The 21289-nt window shown below is 44.0% G+C and carries 14 protein-coding genes; 3 read left to right on the top strand and 11 right to left on the bottom strand.

What is annotated here, in order from left to right:
- Nucleotides 1-32: 32 nt before the first annotated feature.
- From EHS13_RS03490 to EHS13_RS03480, 3 genes are all read right to left on the bottom strand, one after another.
- Nucleotides 33-920 carry a carbohydrate ABC transporter permease gene (locus EHS13_RS03490; protein ID WP_155699033.1) on the bottom strand — a complete coding sequence of 296 codons (888 nt, stop codon included), beginning with the start codon at nt 918-920 and terminating at the stop codon, nt 33-35.
- Between the two features lie 30 nt (nt 921-950).
- The gene (locus tag EHS13_RS03485; RefSeq protein WP_155699032.1) at nt 951-1910 is read right to left on the bottom strand and encodes an ABC transporter permease; all 960 of its coding nucleotides are present in this window, start codon (nt 1908-1910) and stop codon (nt 951-953) included.
- A 69-nt stretch (nt 1911-1979) separates the two neighbouring features.
- Entirely contained in the window at nt 1980-3599 is a 1620-nt protein-coding gene (locus tag EHS13_RS03480; RefSeq protein ID WP_155699031.1) for a type 2 periplasmic-binding domain-containing protein, read from the bottom strand.
- Nucleotides 3600-3948: 349 nt separating this feature from the next.
- Between EHS13_RS03480 and EHS13_RS03475 the strand changes: the two genes are divergently transcribed.
- Nucleotides 3949-5325, top strand: a complete 1377-nt coding sequence (locus EHS13_RS03475) for an extracellular solute-binding protein (RefSeq protein WP_162462935.1) — start codon at nt 3949-3951, stop codon at nt 5323-5325.
- Between the two features lie 442 nt (nt 5326-5767).
- On the opposite strand, the gene EHS13_RS03470 is transcribed toward EHS13_RS03475, so the two are convergent.
- The 3 genes from EHS13_RS03470 to EHS13_RS03460 all read right to left on the bottom strand — a co-directional run bounded on the left by EHS13_RS03470 (nt 5768) and on the right by EHS13_RS03460 (nt 14466).
- Entirely contained in the window at nt 5768-8893 is a 3126-nt protein-coding gene (locus EHS13_RS03470) for a carbohydrate binding domain-containing protein (protein ID WP_155699029.1), read from the bottom strand.
- 11 nt (nt 8894-8904) lie between these two features.
- Nucleotides 8905-13395, bottom strand: coding sequence for an OmpL47-type beta-barrel domain-containing protein (locus tag EHS13_RS03465; protein WP_155699028.1), 4491 nt, complete (start codon nt 13393-13395; stop codon nt 8905-8907).
- 63 nt (nt 13396-13458) lie between these two features.
- The gene (locus tag EHS13_RS03460; RefSeq protein ID WP_227013774.1) at nt 13459-14466 is read right to left on the bottom strand and encodes a zinc-dependent alcohol dehydrogenase; all 1008 of its coding nucleotides are present in this window, start codon (nt 14464-14466) and stop codon (nt 13459-13461) included.
- 562 nt (nt 14467-15028) lie between these two features.
- Here EHS13_RS03460 and EHS13_RS03455 point away from each other — a divergent pair.
- Together EHS13_RS03455 and EHS13_RS03450 are read left to right on the top strand one after the other, a co-directional pair.
- Complete coding sequence (locus EHS13_RS03455) at nt 15029-15484, top strand: helix-turn-helix domain-containing protein (protein WP_155699026.1); 456 nt, start codon at nt 15029-15031, stop codon at nt 15482-15484.
- A gap of 124 nt (nt 15485-15608) precedes the next feature.
- Nucleotides 15609-16610 carry a zinc-dependent alcohol dehydrogenase gene (locus EHS13_RS03450; RefSeq protein WP_162462933.1) on the top strand — a complete coding sequence of 334 codons (1002 nt, stop codon included), beginning with the start codon at nt 15609-15611 and terminating at the stop codon, nt 16608-16610.
- Nucleotides 16611-16659: 49 nt separating this feature from the next.
- Here the strand turns inward: EHS13_RS03450 and rnhA are convergent, their stop codons facing one another.
- The 5 genes from rnhA to EHS13_RS03425 form a co-directional block, all read right to left on the bottom strand.
- Nucleotides 16660-17298 carry a ribonuclease H gene (rnhA, locus tag EHS13_RS03445; protein ID WP_155699024.1) on the bottom strand — a complete coding sequence of 213 codons (639 nt, stop codon included), beginning with the start codon at nt 17296-17298 and terminating at the stop codon, nt 16660-16662.
- Between the two features lie 18 nt (nt 17299-17316).
- A complete protein-coding gene (locus tag EHS13_RS03440) occupies nt 17317-18246 on the bottom strand; it encodes a DNA-3-methyladenine glycosylase 2 (RefSeq protein ID WP_155699023.1) in 930 nt (309 codons plus the stop codon).
- Between the two features lie 18 nt (nt 18247-18264).
- Complete coding sequence (locus tag EHS13_RS03435; protein ID WP_155699022.1) at nt 18265-19143, bottom strand: aldo/keto reductase; 879 nt, start codon at nt 19141-19143, stop codon at nt 18265-18267.
- On the bottom strand, nt 19106-20047 hold the full coding sequence (locus EHS13_RS03430) for a DMT family transporter (protein WP_155699021.1): 942 nt from the start codon (nt 20045-20047) through the stop codon (nt 19106-19108). The genes EHS13_RS03435 and EHS13_RS03430 overlap by 38 nt, the downstream gene beginning before the upstream one ends.
- A 696-nt stretch (nt 20048-20743) precedes the next feature.
- A complete protein-coding gene (locus tag EHS13_RS03425; RefSeq protein ID WP_155699020.1) occupies nt 20744-21277 on the bottom strand; it encodes a GntR family transcriptional regulator in 534 nt (177 codons plus the stop codon).
- Between the last annotated feature and the right edge of the window lie 12 nt (nt 21278-21289).

Below are 21289 nucleotides of genomic sequence, written 5' to 3'. Positions count from 1 at the left end.
TTATAGAAAATTATTAACTATTAAACTAGTAGCTACCCCTTAACAGAGCCCAACAATGCACCTTTGACAAAATATTTTTGCAAGAAGGGGTAAATAATGAGCAGTGGCAATGTAGCCACAACAACTACCGCCATCTTGATCGTTTCTGGAGGCAGTGCATCGAGAGCCAGCGAATTAACCGACAGCTCCGTGCTGACATTAGGCGATTGAATCATATTTCTTAGCACAACCTGCATCGGCATTAACGTTTTGTCGGATATATAGAAGATTCCTTTAAAATATTCATTCCAATGTGTAACACCGTAAAACAAGCCTATTGTTGCCATAATTGGAGCCGATAGAGGAAGTACAATCCGAAACAACGTAGATAAATCACCGCATCCGTCGACCTTAGCTGCTTCCTCCACTTCCGCAGGAAGATTCTCAAAATAGGTTTTGATGATCAATAAATTAAAGGTCGACACCATCCCGGGAATAACAAGCGCCCAAACTGAATCATACAATCCGAGTGAACGAACCATAATGTAAAGCGGAATTATACCGCCACTAAAAATCATGGTGAACACGATAGCCATCAATATAAAATTGCGGCCTGGTACTGACCTCTTGGACAGCGGGTATGCCAACAGTGTTGTGACCACCAAATTCAGAGCCGTACCCACTATCGTAATAAAAACAGTAATTTTCAGTGCCTGTGGGATACGTGCGCTTCCGAATATTTCTTTATAGGCTTGAAGTGTAAAATGCTCGGGCCAAATAACGAAGCCGCCATTTTTCATCACCTCAATGTAAGGAGTAACCGAAACAATCACAACATAGTACAGCGGAAATAACGTTAGAAGCGCAAACAACGCTAAAGACGTATAAATTACTGTATCCGCAGCTTTATCTCCTTTTGTTTGTTTGAGTACAAACGACATGCTTATCCTCCTCCTTCTCCTTAATGCAGATTACCATATGCCGGAGCCCCCAGCTTTCTTGGCCAGCCTGTTTGCACCTATAACGAGAATGAGCCCTATCAAGGATTTAAAAACACCCATAGCTGCAGCAACACCAAATTCCAAACGTTCAAAACCGTATCGATACACCCAGGTATCCACAATATCCCCGACATCATATACCCGGGCGTTCAAGAATATGAAAACCTGATCAAAGCCTGCATCCAATATGCCACCGATTCTAATAATGAGAATTAGTGCGAATACATCACGGAGTCCTGGCAATGTAATATGCCAGAGCTGGCGCCAGCGTCCTGCGCCGTCTACAACAGCAGCTTCATAAAGCTCTTGATTGATGGATGCCAGAGCGGCTAAATAAATAATGGCTCCAAACCCGGTATTTTTCCATATTTCCGTAAGCACAAGCAACGGCCTAAAGAAACCCTCACTGGTCAATAAATCAATCTGCCCCCAACCCGCATCGCGCACAAAAGTACTGATTAATCCAGAGCCTGGAGCAAGAAAAGAAAATACCAGCCCATACACGATGACCCATGACAGAAAATAAGGACCATACGTTATGGTTTGAACCACTCGTTTGAACCAACGAACTCTTACTTCATTAAGCATAAGTGCGAGTATGACATCAGGCACCATACTGCCGATAATTTTATAAATGCTGATGATCAGCGTATTTTTCATAATTCGCAAAAATTCAGGATTATCGAAAATAACTTGAAAATTCTTAAATCCGATCCAAGGGCTTCCCCAGATGCCCTTCATCAGGTTGTAATCTTGAAAAGCAATCAGAGTTCCTACCATTGGAGCATAGTGAAACAGAATATAATAGACCAATCCAGGTATCATCATGAGGTAGAACCACCTGTTGCGGTAAAAACTGCGCAGCTTGCTTTGCCTTAATGGATGTGGCCTTGCAGATTTCTCTTTAATTGCAGCTATGGTTTCCGCCATTGCCATCTCCTCCTAAAAGTGAAGGAAACCCATAAGTAACTCAGGGTTCCCTTCCATGCCTAAATACGTTTATTTAAAATCGTTTAGCTTCTTATCCTTCAGAACGCTGTTTATTTGTTTTGTATACTCGGTGAAAATTTCTCTGCCCTTGAATTTAGTCATCAGCTCTTCCCGATATTTCGGCCAGTTATTACCGTTTTTGTCTTCAAAAATCGCTTTGACATGGTATTTGCTCATTTCTTTGCGGAAATCACCAATGTTGATGCCAGCAGGAGGAACCAAGCTAACCGGAGGTAATGCGTTGTTTTTTGGATAGCCTTCAACTGTTTTCAGTATGGCATTGTCATGTTCGGATATACGAGAATCAATCAGTTCTAATCCAAGAACATTCGGTTCATCCGGTGTAAATACTTGGTATACATTCAACCAGTTGCCGGCTTGGGCGATGTCAGCTTCGAAAGCTGCAACGTTTAAGGTTATCTTGTTGCCTGATTTGGTGTAATGCTTGCCTTCTTGACCATAGTGGGTCAACAGGAATCCTTCTTCACTAACTAGCCAATTTAGAATTTCGATGGAGCGTACCACTTTTTCAGGATTTTTGTCACTCGTTGTTTTGCTTATCAGGATCGTGTTTTCAGGAACGTTATATTTCCACATCACTGGTTTATCAAGCGGATAAATAGGCTGCCAATTGGCTGTTGGATTAAGTGCCTTCGAACGGTTTTGTACGCTGGTAGCAACGCTATCTAATGCGACTGTTTTATCACCTGTTGTAAAGATCATACCAACTTTGCCTTGAGCGGCTTTGTCAAAATTGGCAGGCGCAATATTAAGGAACCAATCCGGATCTACGATCCCAGCTTTATTCCACTCCACCACCTGATCAATGACAGCCTGTACTTTAAGGTCTGTACGGGTATCTACATAGTTGTTGTCGGCGATCATAAAATCAGCGACAAGTCCATTGTTCAACCATTGCGGGAAATCGAAAGGCAATTTCTGACCGCTTCCTGCTGTTGTGAAGCCATACGTATCTGGCTTGCCGTTGCCATCCGGGTCACCCTTGGTAAATTGCGTCATGACGTTTGTCAGTTCCTCGTAATTTGTTGGCGCCTTCAGACTAAGCTTATCGAGCCAGTCCTGACGGATATACCAGGAAGCATAGGAATTGCGTTGGAAGGGCAGAATCGCTCGGGTAAACTCGCCTGGTTTAAGCTGAAAGGCGTCCAACTCTTCTGGGCTCACCCATTTGAAGTAGTTAGGCAAAGTTTCTTGTGTGAAATAAGCAGCCATGTTAGTGGCAATTCCGTCTTGGATATATTTCTGGGACTCTGCCCCACCAGCGATAAACATATCCGGAGTGCTTCCTCCAGCCATCGTTACATTTAACTTGTCATGATATTCTTTACCAATCAGCATATAATCGATATTTAAATCCACGTTGAACTTCTCTTCGATTGCTTTTCTAACAAAATCTTTATCTGCTGAAGGCAGTGTCACATTCGCTAGATTTCCACCAGCGACCGACCAGTTCAAAGACAGTTTGGCAGGTTTAGCGCTTTCAGATACACTTGGCGAGCTGTCTGTTGCTGTTGTTGCGGGAGTTGTTTCTGCCGCTTTCTTGTCTCCATTACTGCATGCACTAAGAACAAACATGGCAGCGAGTCCTACGGTTAATAGCTTTTTCATTGCTTAACACCCTCCTGTTTGTGTAATTTCCGTAAACACTTACCTGATGTACAATTATAAGAAAGTATAAGTTTCACTATTATACGGGTCTTAGAATTCCGGACAAGCGCACCAACTTCTTTCAGAAGATGGCGTAGCCGTTTATCCTTGTACCTAAATGATAACGTTTACTTAAACTAATTATAGGTGTGGTGAATTAATGAAACTAGCAGACGAATACAAGAAATAGTGGTCAAAATAAAGAAATGTCCATTCTACAGATGGATAATGGCCTATAATTATTATATAATATGCACCAGATAGATACCAATAATTGACCGCTTACATAAACATGGAGGTTCTACAGCAAATGGCAGACAAGCCCAAAAGAACGACCTTTCGAACTCGACTTGAAGAAATGATTGCGATTCTAAGAAATGATATATTAACTGGGAAGCTGCAGCCGGGGGATTTTTTACCTTCTGAATTAACACTTACTGAACAGTTTCAATTAAGCAAAAACTCCGTTCGCAAAGGATTGGAAGAGCTGCTCGACCAGGAAATGATTGAAAAAGTACCACGAGTCGGCACACGTGTTGTGGGTTCAGGACTCAACGCCAAACTTACTCTTAAATTCGGTTATTATCCCACCTTGATTCTAGAAGCCAACTTATTGCAGTTAATCGACGATTTTCAATTGAGTTTTCCACATATTGTTGTCCAGATGGTTCCTATTTCAGATTCAGTTTTCTCATCTAACCCAAAAGAAGCACTGGACAGGGACGCATTCGACCTCATTACTTTAAACAATCATCACTACGGATTGTGTAAGGATAATGAAGCTATAATGGATATGCTGGAGCCACTTAGGCCAAAGGAAAACACTTATCCCTTCTTGTTTCGACCATTCACTGAAGCGAATAACCTTTACGTGCAACCTTTTACTTTCTCTCCAATTGTCCTGTGTTACAATAAAGAGCATTTCAAGGAAGCAAAGCTGCTCGAGCCAGACAGCAGCTGGAATTGGCACGATGTACAGCAAGCCGCTCTTACCTTAACAAAAAAGCGTGATCGCATTGGTTTATTTTTTCACTTACAATCGATTAATCGTTGGCCGCTTTTCCTACTACAGAACAAAGTTGTTTTTGAACGTGATGCTCAAGGAAAGCTAATACTCGATAACGAGAATTTTCGGGAATCTATGAAAATGAGCTTACAGTTATTTGAGGGAATGAATGCGGGATCCTTATATATGTCGGAGAATGATTCGGATAGTGAAATGTATTTCTCGCAGCAAAAAGCCTCTATGATCGTGACCAGCTATTACAGCTTGAATCATCTGCTAAAGGCTGATTTCGACTACGATATCGCCCCACTTCCTTATTCCCAGGAAGCAAGAACCCAGCTGATTATTATCGGCCTAGCTATCAACAAGTCCAGTAAACAGAAGGAAGCAGCCCAGGCGCTGATTGATTATCTCGTTTCCGAGGAAACACAGCTTCATATCCGCAAAAACTCGCTTAGCATTCCCAGTATAAAGACAATGGCTGAATGGACCGGTGAAGAAAGCTTTGCCCGCCCTTCCCGGTTTATGTTGTATCGGGATATTATTCCTACATTCCGTTTTTATTCTGACATGAACGTTACCTTCCATGAGTTGGAAACCATGAGGCGCATTTTCAAGCTTTACTGGGCGAGATTAGATAACTTCGAGACGGTTTTGCGCAGGCTCGAGGAAGCTCTTTAGGGGAAATCAGCTCTACAGCGATGTCCGGTACCCATCCCGTTGCTGAAGAGCTGATTTCTGCGCAAAACTGAAATGAGCTCAATTTCCTTAGCATAAGCACAAAATTTATGCGTATACAGTTTACTCAATTGGCGTTTTAAGTCCTAAGCACAATAATCATGCTTATCTCCAGGAAAAAGCTTGGTTTTTCAAAAAATCCTTAAACTTAAGCCTAAAAATTGTGCGTAAGCATCAATTTCTGGTCCTAAACTCTATTTTTAGCATAAATATTAGGCTTATAAATTTTGATGACAACCTATTACATGCAGAATCTGCGTATATTTCGAGAGATCCGTTGAAAATGCCATCAAATAACGGCCGATTGTGAGAAAGGGTACGCGAAAACACCCTGTCCTTAGCTTACAGGACGGGGTGTTTTCGCGTGTTCTGACAATAAAATCCACTACTGCTTAGGCAATTTAAAAAGCCTTGTTCCTCCTGTTGTATAATAAATATCATCGTTTAAGCCCATCGCCATCAGTGAAACATTTTTATCTACAACCTTAGTATTATTCGCTAGATTAGCCGGATCGAATACAGTTAAATAACGACCGATCGTCGTATACAACTTGCCGTCCGTTCCAAAGTTCAAATAAAATCCTCGCCATTGGCTTGCTCTTGGGGAATCTGGATACATCACAATAGAATCTAGAATCTGATAGTTCGCGGGATTCATTTTAAAGAGCGCGAAAGCCGTATGGGAACTGTAGTTAGTATTTCCGAATGCGCCGCCCCACAGATTTCCATCCGAATCAAATACCAGCTTGCCGATGAGTGTGATGTTCGTCAAACCATTGATCGTAAGCGGACTTTCGCCAAGTTTAACGTTATTCACCGCATCCCACTTGAACATTACGGCTGTCGTCGCCACAGGCGGTATACCGAGACCTCCGTCAATCGACGTGCTTCCATAGACGATGCCGTTACGATAGGCGAGCGCAATGATACTTTGTTCATATACAATGTCGGTATCCGTCCGCCATGTATCGGTCGTTGCATTGTAAGTGGTCAAGGCACCTTCCAGCTGTTGGTAGCCAGCTACCGTTCCGATAAACAGCTTGTTGTCGCCAGAGGCAAATCCATAAGGTCGATCTTGATTTGGAACCGTGTAAACGAGACCTGGATTACCCGTAGCATCTTCCTTGAAGTTATAAGCCAAACCTGCATCATAGCGGTAAATACGCCCTCCCCCATAAGCACCGAAAAAGGTCTTGCCGTTCAAAAAGCCGGTCTCCTCAATTTGGTGCGGAGCGAACGGAGCCGCCTGCTTCACTTGGTATGTCTGCGATGTCTCGTTGAATACACTCATTCCATCGATGAAACCGCCAAGATACAGCTTGTTGTCCGGTCCTTTCGCCAAGCTTTGAATATTGACCCCGCTAACAGACGCAACCGGTTGAAATACCGTCAATGCATTCGTGGTCGGATAGTAAAGCGCGGTCTGTGTGTTTGAGAACAGCATCGCCAGCTTTTGGACACCATCTGCGTTGACCCAATCGATTGCTTTTAGCCCAAAGGATGGAAGAGTAATCGGTAAATTCGACGCGTTCAACACTTCCGCCACCACATTCGTTGAAGCATTATACGTCCACAGAGTGCTCGTAAATTTATTGCGATAATAGATCAGATTGGCATTATAAGGGGATGGAGGTGCGAACTTGCCGTCAAACGCCTCTGGATCCTGCCAATCTACAAACTTCAACACATTATACGGTGAGCTCTCGTTGATAATGCTAAACGAAGTACCATGCGCGACGTACAGTTTTCCGCTGTTTACCCAGACGTTGTGCACGAAATCTGTCGACCCCGTAATATTCGCTCCATTATGATATACTCCGAGAGGAATTTCCACTTTGGCTTGGGTAGCCCTATCCATTCGTATCAAATGCTTTTTTGCGCCGATTCCCGCATACACGTACGAGCTGGTAACTGCAGAACCCCGAACATAATTCTCGCCCGAATACATCGCCCCGTTATTGATGAGGCTGCTAAACGTATTATTACTTGTATTGAATTCAAATATTTTGCCGTCATCAGGATCATCAATGGAAGGATTACCTACGTCAGCAACCTCTGGGGAATAGGTAGAGCCGATTATTTTACCGTTCGCATCCGCATCTAGATCCCAGACGAATTTCGAGTTAGGAGCCGGATTGATTCCTACCACTGTGATGGCATCTGAAACCGGATCATACATCCACAACTTGCCATTGCTTGTATTTGTACTGCTAAAATACACTTTATTATTTGACGCAACAGTAACCGCCCAGGTTTCTGTTGTATTCGGTACAAGAGCCGAGAAATTGACTACCCCCGTAGTGGCATTAACTGCATAAAACCTTCCCGGATTGCCGCTGGACACGAAATACACTTCGTTGTTCGCGCTCGATATCGCTCCTCCCTGCGTCGACGCTGATTCCGTCGCTTCACCCAAACTAACAGGAGAGTTGTACGCATTCGAAACTTCGAGCCCTGCCATAAATAACGAAGCATTGTCCCAATACGTTTCACTGGTACCCCCTAGACTAGAATAAAATAACAATCTGACCGTGGCCGCAGTCGCTGGAGCCGTTTCATAAAAATTGATTAATGAGGTCCAATTGGGCGCGTTGTTGATTGCATAGGATTTGGAAAGAATCTCGTTGCCGCCTGCATCGTAGAATTTAATATACGCTTGTGAGCTTCCGGATATCAATTTCACTCTCGCCTTTGCTTGATATGCTTTTCCCGGCTCTGCAATAATCGCTTGGCTGAAAAGCCCAACGCTATTCACAGTACTGTTGTCATAAATTCGCAGACTAGCAACCCCAGTGTCGTGCTGTGCTACGCTTCGTTCAACGGTGCCGTTAGCATTGTAATTCGTCCATCCTGGGATAACAGATCCATTAATCTCTTCGAATCCGTAATTAAGCAGACTATTGTAATCGGCTACGCGGTACAACATAACCTCGTCCACATACGCCGAAGCTGTATACGAGGCGTCAGAATATACCATAATCGTTGCAAAGGCGGCATCATAAGGCGCAGCCCCCTTAACGCGTACATCCTGCCACACATTTAAAGTTGGGGTAATACTATAAATCGCTTCTTTGCTCAAGTATATTCCTGATGAGTTGTACCAGCGAATCCGAAGCGACGGAGAACCGGTATAGCTGGCAACATTCAGCTTGACCGATGCTTCATAGGTTTCTCCTGCCGTGACTGTTTTTTGTGAGCTTTCCAATCCGAGCGGTAACCCCGTGGCCGTTTTCAAGAATTTGACGCTTTTAAGGCCAGAGTATTTGACCGTTCCCGTCCAGGTAAGACCCGAATTTGTGTAGCCGCCAGAGAAATTGTCCCAACCTGGAATTTCACCTGAAACCAATTCTTCTTCAAAATCAGAGTTTGTCACCGGAATATTCACGATTGTATCGCCAGCGTGTACGGGTGAAGGTTTGAGGATAACCAAGCATAACAAAGCTAACAATACCCCACAAAAACAAACTTGCAGTATCTTTCTACCTGACATGAACATAGTCATTCTAATCATCCTTTCTCCTTTTATCCCAAGGGGGTTTGAAAGACTATCGTTGGATTTGTTGTGATATTAATTGCAATTTGTTTATGCGTTCCGGCATAACTCATATCAAAGGAATAAGTACCGGACAACAGCTCTTTGCTGATCTCTCCTCCTGTTGTAAGTCCAAAGGTCCGCCAGCTTCCTGCATAATAGCTTACTGTACCGGTATCTAACGGATTTCCCAGGCTGTCTTTGAGCTGCACTTTGACGTTGATCGTCTGGAAAACAACCGCATTGTCCGTTCCTGTATTCTGTACAAGCTCTTTGCGTGTGCCTTCATAAGTCATACTAAAGGTATAGGAACCTGCCAACAATTCCTTGCTGATTTGGCCTCCAACCGTATTGCCAAAGGTTCTCCAGCTTCCCGCATAATAGCTCACTGCTCCAGTATCTAACGGATTTCCCTGACTGTCCTTGAGCTGCACCTTAACGTTGACGGTCTGGAAAACAACCACATTATCCGTTCCTGTATTTTGTACAAGCTCTTTGCGTGTGCCTTCATAAGTCATGCTGAAGGTGTAGCTCTTATTCGCTAAAGATTTCGTTGCCGTTCCGGAGCTGTCCGTTATGCCAAACTCTTTCCATCCTCCATCGTAATAGCTAACTACACCCCCACTTAGCGGATTTCCGTTGCTGTCTTTAAGCTGAACCTTTACGGCTGATGCAGCAAGTGTAAAGCCAAGATTCTGCGCGGCTTCAACATTTCCCGCTAGATCTGTTGACTTATAAAGCAAGCTGATCTGACCTTGCTTAGCAAACGTAATTGGGGAATTATACTGCTGCCATAAAACCCCGTCTAAACTGTATTCGGTGCTCGCCACACCAGAAAGATTATCTCCACTAACTAACGTTACTGTGACAGGATTTATGTACGAACCATTAGGTCCATCCGGCTGTATTGGCGATAAACTTGCTGTTGTAGCTGGCGCTATTTTATCGATATTGCTTATCACATAGCTGGTTATATTGGATACTCTGCCTGCAGGATTCGTTTCTCTTGCGTAGACTGTATTATTGTTTGAAACCACAATAGGATCCGTGTAGGCTATCCATGTTCCGCTTGCCCCCACTTTATATTCTTTCGCCGCTGCGTCAGTTGGATAGCTGATTGTTACGATGATGTCCGTATTGGTTGGAGTTGCAATATTTGCTGTGAAGGTTGGGTCAATTGGTGCCCGTGCCACCGTAACCTGAATTGTATTGGTCCTAATGGTCTTCCCACCCAAAGTTATATCGGCATATACATTTGCGGATCCCACCATAAGCGCCTGTGCCTGCCCATAAACTACTGTCAATACAGTTGGGTCGCTGCTTGTGAATGCAATTGTGCCCCCCGCCATGATGGCCGGAAGTCCATTCGCCAGAACAGCGGAGCTGATAATAGGCTCGCTTTTCCCCTGTTCTAGTGTGGCATTTCCCATCGATATGGAAGCTTGAGAAAGCGGAACGGGCAGTTTGAACAGTGTCGGCCCCGATGTATAATAAATGCTTCCGTCCATACCCAAATCCATCAGGTTGGTTTGGGCATCCACAAGCTTGCGTGATTTCAAGGTGACCGGATCGAAAACCGTCACATATCGCGCTATTGTCGTATACAGCAAGCCATCTTTCCCCCACCGTAAATAAAACGCCCGCCAAGTGTTGCCTCCGCTCACATTAGGGTAAATTAATTTACTTTTCACAACAGCGTTGGTGTTGGGATTCATCGCATAGATTGCGTAAATAGATCCACCTTGAGCATCCGTTCCCCATGCACCGCCCCAAAGCAATCCATCAGGACCAAAGGATAGCCCGCCAAGCAATATCGGCGATGTCAAGCCTGGGATAGCTGGCTCAAACTCATCCACCTTGGTGTTTGTTGCCGTATTCCATTTGAACAGCTTGGCGGAAGTGGCCGTACTGGCTGACCCTAGGCCACCATCGATAGATGTGCCTCCGTAAACAATTCCATTCTTATAGGCGAGAGCAATAATGCTTTGATCTTGTACAACGTTCCGTTTAGTACTCCACAAACCGGTTGTCTCATCAAAAATGGTCAAGCTGCCACCCAGAACTCCATAAGCCGGTACCGTTCCTACAAACAGCTTGTTATCGCCCGAAGCAAACGCGTAAGGCCGATCTTGCAGCTGTGGAATCGTATTAACCAAACCTGGATTATTCGCAGCTGTCTCCCCATAGCTATAAGGCAAACCTGCATCGTAACGATAGATGCGCGCTCCTGTGTAAGCACCGAAGTAAGTCTTGCCATTCAAAAAGCCGATCTCCTCTACTTGATGTACAGAATTAGGAATAGACGCTTGCACCTGGTAGCTTTGAGTGGATTCATCGAATACGCTAAGCCCATCAATAAAACCACCGAGATACTGCTTGCCGTCCGGCCCTGCCGCTAGACTTTGAATATTAACACCGTCCCCTGCCACAGGTACTTGGATAGTTTCCAAGGAGTTATCCTGCGGATTGTAAAGTGTATATTTACCGTTCGCGAAAAGGATAGCCAACACTTGGCTGCCGTCAGGTAATGTGATCCAATTCAATGCTCTGGAGTCGACTTCCGGAAGCGTATTCTGCTGTGTCACAGCCTGCACCGTATTCGTTGCGACACTATAAGACCACAAATTGCTTGAAGTTTTATTGCGATAATAAATCAGATTGTCATTATAAGGGGATGGCGGGGAGATTTGGCCATCAAAAGCTTTTGAGTCCGTATTGAGGATACTCAGCTTCACATCAGCGAAATTTTGCTCATTAAGGATGATCATTGATGTTCCGTGAGCGATATAAAGGAGGCCGTTGTAAGCCCAAATATTATGGATAAACCCGGTCTGACCTGTAACTGAGAGCGGGATTTCCACCCGTTCTCCACTTGTTCGATCGATTCGGATCAAATGCTTGATTGAACCAATTCCGGCATACAAGTACCGGTCGGTAACCCCGCTTCCACGGACATATTGTTCACCTGGATACATATTGCCGAGATCGGCAAACAAACCGGTATTGGTGTTATAGGTAAATACTTTGGCATTCGGATAGACAGAGCCATATATAATGCCGTCCGAACTCGCATCCAGATCCCAAACGAAATTCTCGGAAGGATTATTCCCCACTTTTGTGATCTTCTTCAGGATCGGGTCGTACTTCCAGAAGCCGCGATTGGCCGTAGCAGCAAAATAAACGTTGTGATCCGAACCGACCGTCACCGCCCAAGTTTCTGTCGTGCCAGGGACTGCTTCCGAGAAATTAATTTCCCCCGTAACGGCATTAACTGCATAAAACGTCCCTGGTGCGCCGTTAGACACGAAATAAAGCTCTCCGTTGCCAATTGCTCCCCCTAATGTCGAGGATGCAAGCGTCGCCTTTCCTAAATTAACAGGCGCCCCATATGCAAAAGGCAACGAAAGCGTCTCATTTACTTTCTTTGTAAAGGAGACATCGTCGAAATAAGCTTTGCTAAGAGTCGCCACTCCAGAATACAGTAAGACCTTAGCCGTTACGGCATTTAACGGAGCTATCCCCTCCACTTTAAATTGATTCCACGTATTAAGCGGAGCAGCGAATTGAATGGAGGATTGACCGACTTCACTGCCTGCAGAATTGTAGTATTTAATGTACATGACTACACTCCCGCCTGATATCAAGCGAACACTCGCCTTTGCTTCATACAAACCATCGGGTTCCACAGCGATCGCTAGTGTATTCAATCCAGCAGGGAGCGAGTTGCTGGTATCTTCTAACAACAAACTAGACAATCCGCTATTCTGCTCTGCCGTACTTATCGAAATGGAGCTGGTTGGTGTGCCAGAATAAAGCCCCCAGCCTGGAATAGTCGACCCTGATGCAGCCGTTTCGAATCCAGGATTCTGCAGAGCAATCTGATCGACAACCCGATAAAACTGCGTTTCATCCACATAGGCAGCCATTGTTACACCCGTGGAAGCATACACGAAAATCGTCGCAAAAGCGGCATCCGATGGTGCAATACCATTAGCATGAATATCCAACCACTTGTTTAATGGAGGTGCAGGGATCGAATAAGTAGCTTGTTTGTTTAACGGCTGCCCCGCTGCATTGTACCAACGAATCCATAGAGCAGGAGATCCCGAACCGCCAGCATCTTTAAAATTTAGTTTAATTGCAGCTTCGTAGGTTTTCCCTGAAGTGACAGCAAGTTTAATGCTTTCCGCTCCAAGCGGCGCATTTGTTACTGTTTTCACCATCTTCAAGCTTCTAGCACCTGCGAACTTGACCGATTCAGAAAGTGAAAGCCCTGTAGTTGAGCCGCTAGTATAATAACCCCATCCCGGAATTTTGTTTGAGATTAAATCTTGCTCAAATCCGGGATTTATTACTGGAATATTCTCCGCTGAATCAGCGGCCCGTACAGCCGATGGCACGAGGGAAATCAGACATAACAAAGCTAATGTAACCAACAACCATTTATGAAACACTTTTCTTGCAATTGTTGACCTAAACATTCTCATCACCCTTTTTACGAATTATGAAATCGCTTACATATTAAATTTTGATCCAAAGCTAAATTAGCCCTGGATCGTTTCTAGAATTGTCATTCTCGGTTCGTTTTCTTGCTGCTTCCCGTAATCTACTAAAACCCCGAGGACATCCTGCGGAGACTCGTGAAGCAATTCGTAAGCCTCCGTCATCGATGAAAGAGTCATCTTATGAGAGATCAGCATTTCAATGGAAATTCGTTTTTCTGCAAGTAATCGGATAAATTCCGCCATGTTGCGGCCTTCCGTCCAACGGACGTAGCTGATCGGATAATCATTTCCCTTGCTTTCGTAGCTGCTGTCATACCGTCCAGGACCACCCGCACGCGAGATCAGCACCTGTGCCTCCTTAGCAAACATCAGCTCCCGATCAAAGTCCATCTTGACGTCACCAACAATCACTATTTTTCCCTTATCACGAATCCACCCGAGTGCCTGATCAATTATTCCCGCATTAGCGCCATTAGCGCAGATGATCACCGCGTCAGCACCTTGCTGCTGTGAAATCGAATCGATGGCACTACGGACATCTTGCTCATGGCTGTACACTATTGCCGTACACGCCTCCGAAAGCTTTGCGCAGCGTTCTTCCAACAGATCAAAACCAATTAGCCTGTAGCCGGAAGCTTCCGCAATCTGACTCGCTATTTGCCCCAATATGCCGAGTCCAACCACGACAACCGACTCTCCAAAACGCAAATCAGCCTGCCGCAACGCGTGAATGGCAATTGCACCAAGGCCAACGAAGGCTGCCTCTTGCGAATTGCATTCATCCGGCAGCGGGACAACCAAATGCCTGGGAACCGCCAGTATTTCCGCATGCCTGACATAAGGAGCCCCGTAGCAAGCTACCCGTTGTCCTATGGACACATGAGTGATTCCCTCACCGATTTCCTGTACGATTCCCATCGCGCTATAACCAAGTGAAATCGGATGCTCTGTCATGCGATTTTTCAGCAAAAGCTCTGTGCCTGAGCTAATAGCCGAATAACAGGTTTCTATTAGCACGTGGTTCGCTTCAATGGGAGGTTTTTGCAATTCTACAATATCAATCTTACCCTTCAGCGAAACAACTGCCCTCATCCAAAATTCTCCTTCCTTACCTAAGTTTTGTATTGGTTCTTATCTGGTTCATATTATTAATGTTATGCGATTGTTAAGAAGCTGTCAAACCTTTTTTCAATTGGAATTAGTCTTCCATTTCCGCGTAAACTACCCTTTTCTCATTGTTTGCGAGGTTCAACATGCTAGTTGTAAAGGATACTTCAGAGATAAGTATCAAATAAGAACCAATACTTGTATAATTATTCATACATGGAGGTTTTATTAGCCTACTATGCCTGCAAAATGAGGCTATATATAATAAAAGGAAGTGGTTTTTTGTGAAGGATGATATCATCTCTGCCTTGCTGGAAACAGCGGAATTAAAGATTCTGACGTTCGACATCCATCGCCGCCGTGAGATGAACTACCGGAACAGTGTATTTAAAGAGCATTACATGATGACTTATGTGAGAGAAGGCTCCGCCAAGCTTAGGGTTCAGGACCAAATCTATGATATACGAATCATAAAAAGTTTGAGGCTGTATTCGACGAATTCATGCTCTCCAAGACACGAGGGGGGTATATACCCAATATCATTCTGCAAAAGGCCCAATCGTTCGAATTGCTTTATTTATTATTGGAAAATGCTTTTGGAAGTGTAGATACCATGGATATGAGGAAGCAATCTCATAGCTTTTTATCCATTCTTTTGAAAATTGTAACCCAGCCTGAGGCTTCACTTTCCTTGGCGGATATATCCAAGGATTTACATATGAATCCAACCTATATCAGCAACCATTTTAAAGCAATGTTCGGCAAATCACCGATCCTGCTGCATCGGGAAATTAAAATTGCCAAAGCCAAATCACTTTTGGAAATACAGGGAATCAACATAACCGAAATCAGCGCTAGCCTCGGATTTAACGATCTCCAAACCTTTACCCGTCTTTTCAAGAAATACACGGGAATTACCCCTAGCCAATACAAGGGTTTATTTGATAAAAGTACTTAATAGGCATCCAGATGCAATAGCTGTATAAGTGTTAAACTTCCGCAAAGCTATGCTCTTTTTTTCATATTCCGATACCTATAAACTAATCACGAGGGTAAATAATCTTAATCGTGGAGGTATTACAATGGAATCATGGAATATTATTTTTACAGAAAAACAAAAGGTCGAGGTCCAAAAAGAGGCGTTCGATCCTGCACTGGGCCAGACAGAAATTTTATGTGCCGCGATTCGTTCCCTTATTAGTACAGGAACAGAGCTCCAATGCCTTAGAGGCGTATTTGATCCGAATACCAACTGGTCGGATTGGGTTAAGTATCCTTTTCAACCTGGTTATTGCATGGTGGCTGAAGTACTTGAAACGGGGAGTGAAGTTAAGGGAGTCCAAAAAGGTGACCGTGTGTTTGTGGCAAAGTCGCATAACCAATTTTTCAAAATAGATGCTCAGTACGCTTATCCCCTTCCGAAGGATGTCAGTGTCGAGCAAGGTGTTTGGTGCAGCCTTGCCACTACTACACAGCTTGGCGTGAGAAGAGCGGAGCTGCAGCTCGGAGAAACGGTCGGAGTCATTGGGCTCGGACTTCTTGGCCAGCTGGTTACCCAATATCTATATCTTTCCGGAGTCAAGGAGATTTACGCCATAGACCCTGCTGACAGCCGTTTAGAGCTGGTCAAAAAGCGACCGGGTATTCATCTGTTAGCCATGGATGCGGGTAAAGCTAAGGAAGAAATCAAGCATAAAACCAATAGCAGGATGCTAGATGTCATTTTCGATATTACCGGCCATCCTTCCGTCTTAGCCCAAGCCACTCAGCTCGTCAAACCCTTGGGACGTGTTATTCTGCTAGGGGATACAGCTACTCCTTCTGCTCAGGGAATGGGCAGCAATGTGGTATCCAATTCCGTTTCTATTCTAGGCATCCATTCACTTATGGATTATAAAGAGTGGAATCATCCTGAAATGACTAAGCTATTCTTAAGTTATATCACCCAAGGACGAATGGATATCAAGCCATTGATTACCCATCGTTATTCCCCTTTAGAGGCCGTGGAGGTATACGATTCGTTGGTGCAAAACCGCAGCTCAGCCATGGGCGTTCTTTTTGATTGGACGGCAATAAAGTCTTAGAATGTCAAAAAGGCCGATACTTAAATCGGCCTTTTTCTGAGATTTCGAGCTACTTCCGCCCATAATCCGCTTTAATCTCGCCCCACTCTTTGGTTTCCCACTTCAGGACTTTGTTTGTATATGTATTTGATTGCAGCCATTTAACAGCCCGATCCATTAGCTCCCATATTTCTTTGGTGGAATCATCTCTCACCAAAGTAGAGGCCGCTTGTTTCTGCTGCACCCATTTCAAGGCGGTTCGCGAATCACTATATATGGTGCGCGAGCTGCCTAATTTTTTTAAATGAGCGAGCGCGTGAACAATGGCGAGAAATTCGCCCATATTGTTCGTCCCTTTACTGATCGGCCCGACAGCAAAAATCACTTCGCCCGACTGTGTATCCACACCTTTATATTCAACAATCCCCGGATTGCCACTGCAGCCGACATCAACCGATAAGCTGTCCATAATAATAGAGGCATGCTCTGAATTGGTTTCCGTTGGTTTTGCTGCTGTCTTTGGCTTCTGCCCTTGTCCCCAATTCTTGCTTGGTCCTGCTCGATAGGCTGCCTCGGCTTCTTTTTGAGATTCATAGGACTTGAACTTGGCTCCCGTAAATTGATTTACCTGCAATTGAGTTTCAGCCCAGCTTGTATAAATTCCGGGCTTTTTGCCAGCCCATACTACATAATATTTTTGCTTCGCCATTGTCATTAATCCGCCTTTCTAATCTAAGCTTTTCCATAAGTAAAAAGTAGCATAGGCCTCCCATTGAGCCCAGCCCATTGCATGCTTGCGAATTTCTGCGAGGGTTGGCTTCTGCTCAAGCTGTAATTGCTTCTTTAATGCATTATGCAAACCAACGTCCTCCAACGGAAATGCTGCTTTATCGCGTAAACATCTCATCATTACATAGTTAGCCGTCCAAGGACCAATCCCGCGAATGCTAACCATCGCTTTCTCCGCTTCCTTGAAATCGCCCATTGCCAATAGCTGCTGTTTGCTAAGCTCACCACGCTCTATTAACTTCGCTAAGTCAATAATATACTCTGCTTTTTTACCTGTAAGCTGCAGCTTTGTTAAATCTTCAACTGCTAGACTAGCAATTTGTGCTGTAGTTGGGAATAACCAATACTGATTTCCCTCCCACTCTAAACCAGCACCAAAGCTTTCGACAAAACGTTTCTTAAGCGAGTAGGCAAAAGCTAAATTAATCTGCTGCCCCATAATCGCCCAGCAAAGCGCTTCGAATAAATCAGGAATACCTGTTATCCGCAAGCCATAATGTGATTTTACAAGTTTATGTAGGATCGGATCTGCTTCAGCCAACTGATAGAACTGAGTTAAATCTGTTTCTAAATCAAACCAGTCCCATACATATAAGGCAGTTTGGACGCGCGTCTGATGACTTGGCTTGCAGTTAATGAATTTGATATTTAAGCGATGATCCTCTGATACCGCAACCTCTATCAATATAGGTTCATTGTCTATTAAGATCAGCTTGTATACTCTTCCGTCCTGTACACGATGCAAGCATTCATTGATAGAACGCGTTAAGTAAAATAGGGTTTGCTGCATACTAAATTCAATGGGAAGGGAGCAAGAAATTTCGGTTTCTTGCTCCCTCCATTTATCATTAAAGCCACTTTGTTGCATGGGTTCACTCTCATTCTATTATGCGATAGACGTCGGTGCACCAAATGGGCTCGCATAATGGGGAATTTGGCTTAAAATATGGTGAACCTCAGCTTCATTCATTTCTCCAAAACGCGAAGCTGCATCTACAATCTTCGGAAACAGGCTCATGTCTCCCGCACTCGCAAAGCCAGTAATATCTTGGCGGAATAATACAAAATGTACACAAGCATCAATGATCTTTTGCTCGCTGAATGGTTCATACCAGGTTGTAAATTCTCTTGGCTGCTCATCTTTCCACGGTCCTTTGGCAATTGCTTTTATGACACGAAGTGAGACTGACTGCCGGCTTGTTTCCTCAGCCAAACGATCAAAAGCTAATCGATATTCAGGCATTGAATAAAGAAAATAATTATAGGGAGTTAGAATCGTATCAAAAGGGAATCGTTTTAAAGCTTCCAAATGTGTAGCAGGCGCCTCATGACCATGTCCAGTAATTCCAATGGCCTTAACAAGGCCTTCCGCTTTTGCTTCAAGCACGGCTTCAAGCACCCCGCCTTTAGCTGTACACAAATCAAGCTCATCTATGGTTCCAACAGCATGAAGCTGGATAAGATCCAGATGATCCACCTGTAAACGCTCTAAGGAACGATATATTTCTTCCTTGGCTTTAACTGCAGTACGCTCTCCTGTTTTGCTGGCGAGAAAAATTTGCTCACGAATCCGTCCCATCCATGGACCTAACCGAATTTCAGAATCTCCATAACTTGCCGCCATGTCGAAATGATTGACGCCCTGCTCTATAGCGTAAGCAATCGATTGATCCGCTTCTTCCTGTGTCGCCTGCCCAAGCTTAGCTCCTCCAAACATCACCACTGAGCTAGCTTTTTCCAATCGTTTCATAGTGCGATAGATCATTTAATGGCTCCTTTCGTTTACGTGTTCCTATTATTATACCCAATACTGTAAGTACAAAAGCTATAAAATGGATAAAGCGGATCCGCTCACCTAAGAATAAAGCCCCGCCAATCATACTTGCAAAAGGCAACCCATTGAGAAATAAAGCCGTGCGTCCAGCACCAAACGCTTTGATCCCATAGTTCCAGCCAATTGTCCCAATGGAGGATGCTCCCCAAGCAGACATAAACATAACTCCCCATGCTGTTGCACTTAAATGAAGCTCCCCATACCCAGATGGACCTATTACAAAAATAGCACCTAGATTAATCATAATACCACCTAGCATAGTGGAGTATGCAGTCACGACTAGTATAGGAATATTTGTTGTCATAACTTGTTTAACCAGCAAGCCTCCCACTACAAAACCCAGCATAGAAACGACCATAATTCCGTCTCCCCAACCAGATATTCCAACAGAGCTATCCACTGATTTGGACGTAACGGCTAACACAACTCCGCTGAATCCCAGAACCGCGCCAATTCCTAGCTTCCAATGCAGCCTTTCGTTGGTTAGCACTAATGAAGCAAGCAGTGCTGTAACCAATGGATTGAGTCCTAAAATAAGCGATGCATTGGTAGCGCTGGTTGAAACAACTCCATAAGACATAAAAATTTGGTGGATGAAAATAGTGGTTAGCGCAACATAAAAAAGCAGCAGCCACTGTCTGGAAGTAGGTCGGTATAATCCATACTTCATCCAAGCAAAGAATAACAAGGCCACTCCCGCCAATGGCATTCTGATGGCAACCACTAGCATAGGTGGGATGAATTCCGTTAAATATTTAATCATGACTACATTTAATCCCCATGTGATAACTACGGCAACAAGTATAGCATAAATGATTTTCTCTCTCTTAGACAAGGTGTCCACTCCCAGTTAGCTTCTAGATGCATCATACCACAAATGGACATAAAGTAGCCTCCGTTTATGTATCTTATAAACGAAGGCTACTTCTTACCTTTACTATTCAATTTGTTGATCTATCCTTCCATATAACATGCACTGCATGTCTTCAATGTAGCATTCTCATGGAGACACAACGGCATGTCCAATCCAATAGCGGTTTAGTTAAGTTTCCATTACCATTCTTATTCAATTTCTCACGATTTCCCACATGCCAGCAGATACTAAAAAGCTTTTCATCGCTTTTATAGGTATGTAACTGAGTAAAGCATGCTTCGCTAACCTATCCCATTGGTCTATCCCCTCTCGATTTACTTTTATTTTATTCAGCTTATGGCTCGTAATGAGTTTCGGCGTTTGCTTCCGATTGGCGGATTACTTATACGCCGTCATTAACCTAAAACTGAAAAAATAAATGGTTTCATCTTTCGGTGATGCCTTGCGATGTGAGCGTTGAATCTTTGGTACACCTTTATATTAACGGATTGTAAAAGAAAAAGAAATCCGCAAAAAACCGCATATCCCGCCGTTTTGAAAAGGCTTTCACAGCTATACTGCCTTTACCTCTGTCTAACATACAATTCTTGCCTATGTCTGTTTAAGGGTGTGTAGGCCAACAAAAGGGAAAAACTCCTCTTCTAATACTCCAATTTCTCATATTTTTGGCTTGAAACTTACTACTTCACCTTGAAGCACAAAAGAGCTTGCCTGCCACAGCTCACCCTGATTATTCTGCACAGCTAATCTTTGGTAAGCCTTCTCTGCCATTTCCTTCATGGGCTGTTGATAGGCAATCATCTCATAATTAGCCCAAAGCTCATCCGATTGGAAGGTTTTTCCTTTAAAATCCTGTTTAAATAAAACAAGTGAACCGTTCTCCTCCGCTATTCTCTCGAAATGCTCCATAAACGATGCAAAAAACGGATTGTGAACTGGCGCAACTAAAGCAATTAGGTCCAATGAGCTTGGAAATCCATTTTTACGATGGGAAACGACCGTTCCTTGACCCTGTGCGCTAGCAATAACTCCTTCTTTTTTCAACTCATCTAATGCTTTACGTACGGTTACCCGGCTTAGCTCATATTGATCACAAAGCTCATGCTCCGTTGGAAGAACCGTTCCGCTGACATACTTGCCTTCCAAAATAAGCTTGAGCAGCTGATCCTTCAAACCTAGATACAATGACATAAAACCTCAACT

Source organism: Paenibacillus psychroresistens, from assembly GCF_009728935.1.
GTDB lineage: Bacteria > Bacillota > Bacilli > Paenibacillales > NBRC-103111 > Paenibacillus_AC > Paenibacillus_AC psychroresistens.
This window is presented reverse-complemented; position numbering and strand designations above follow the sequence as displayed.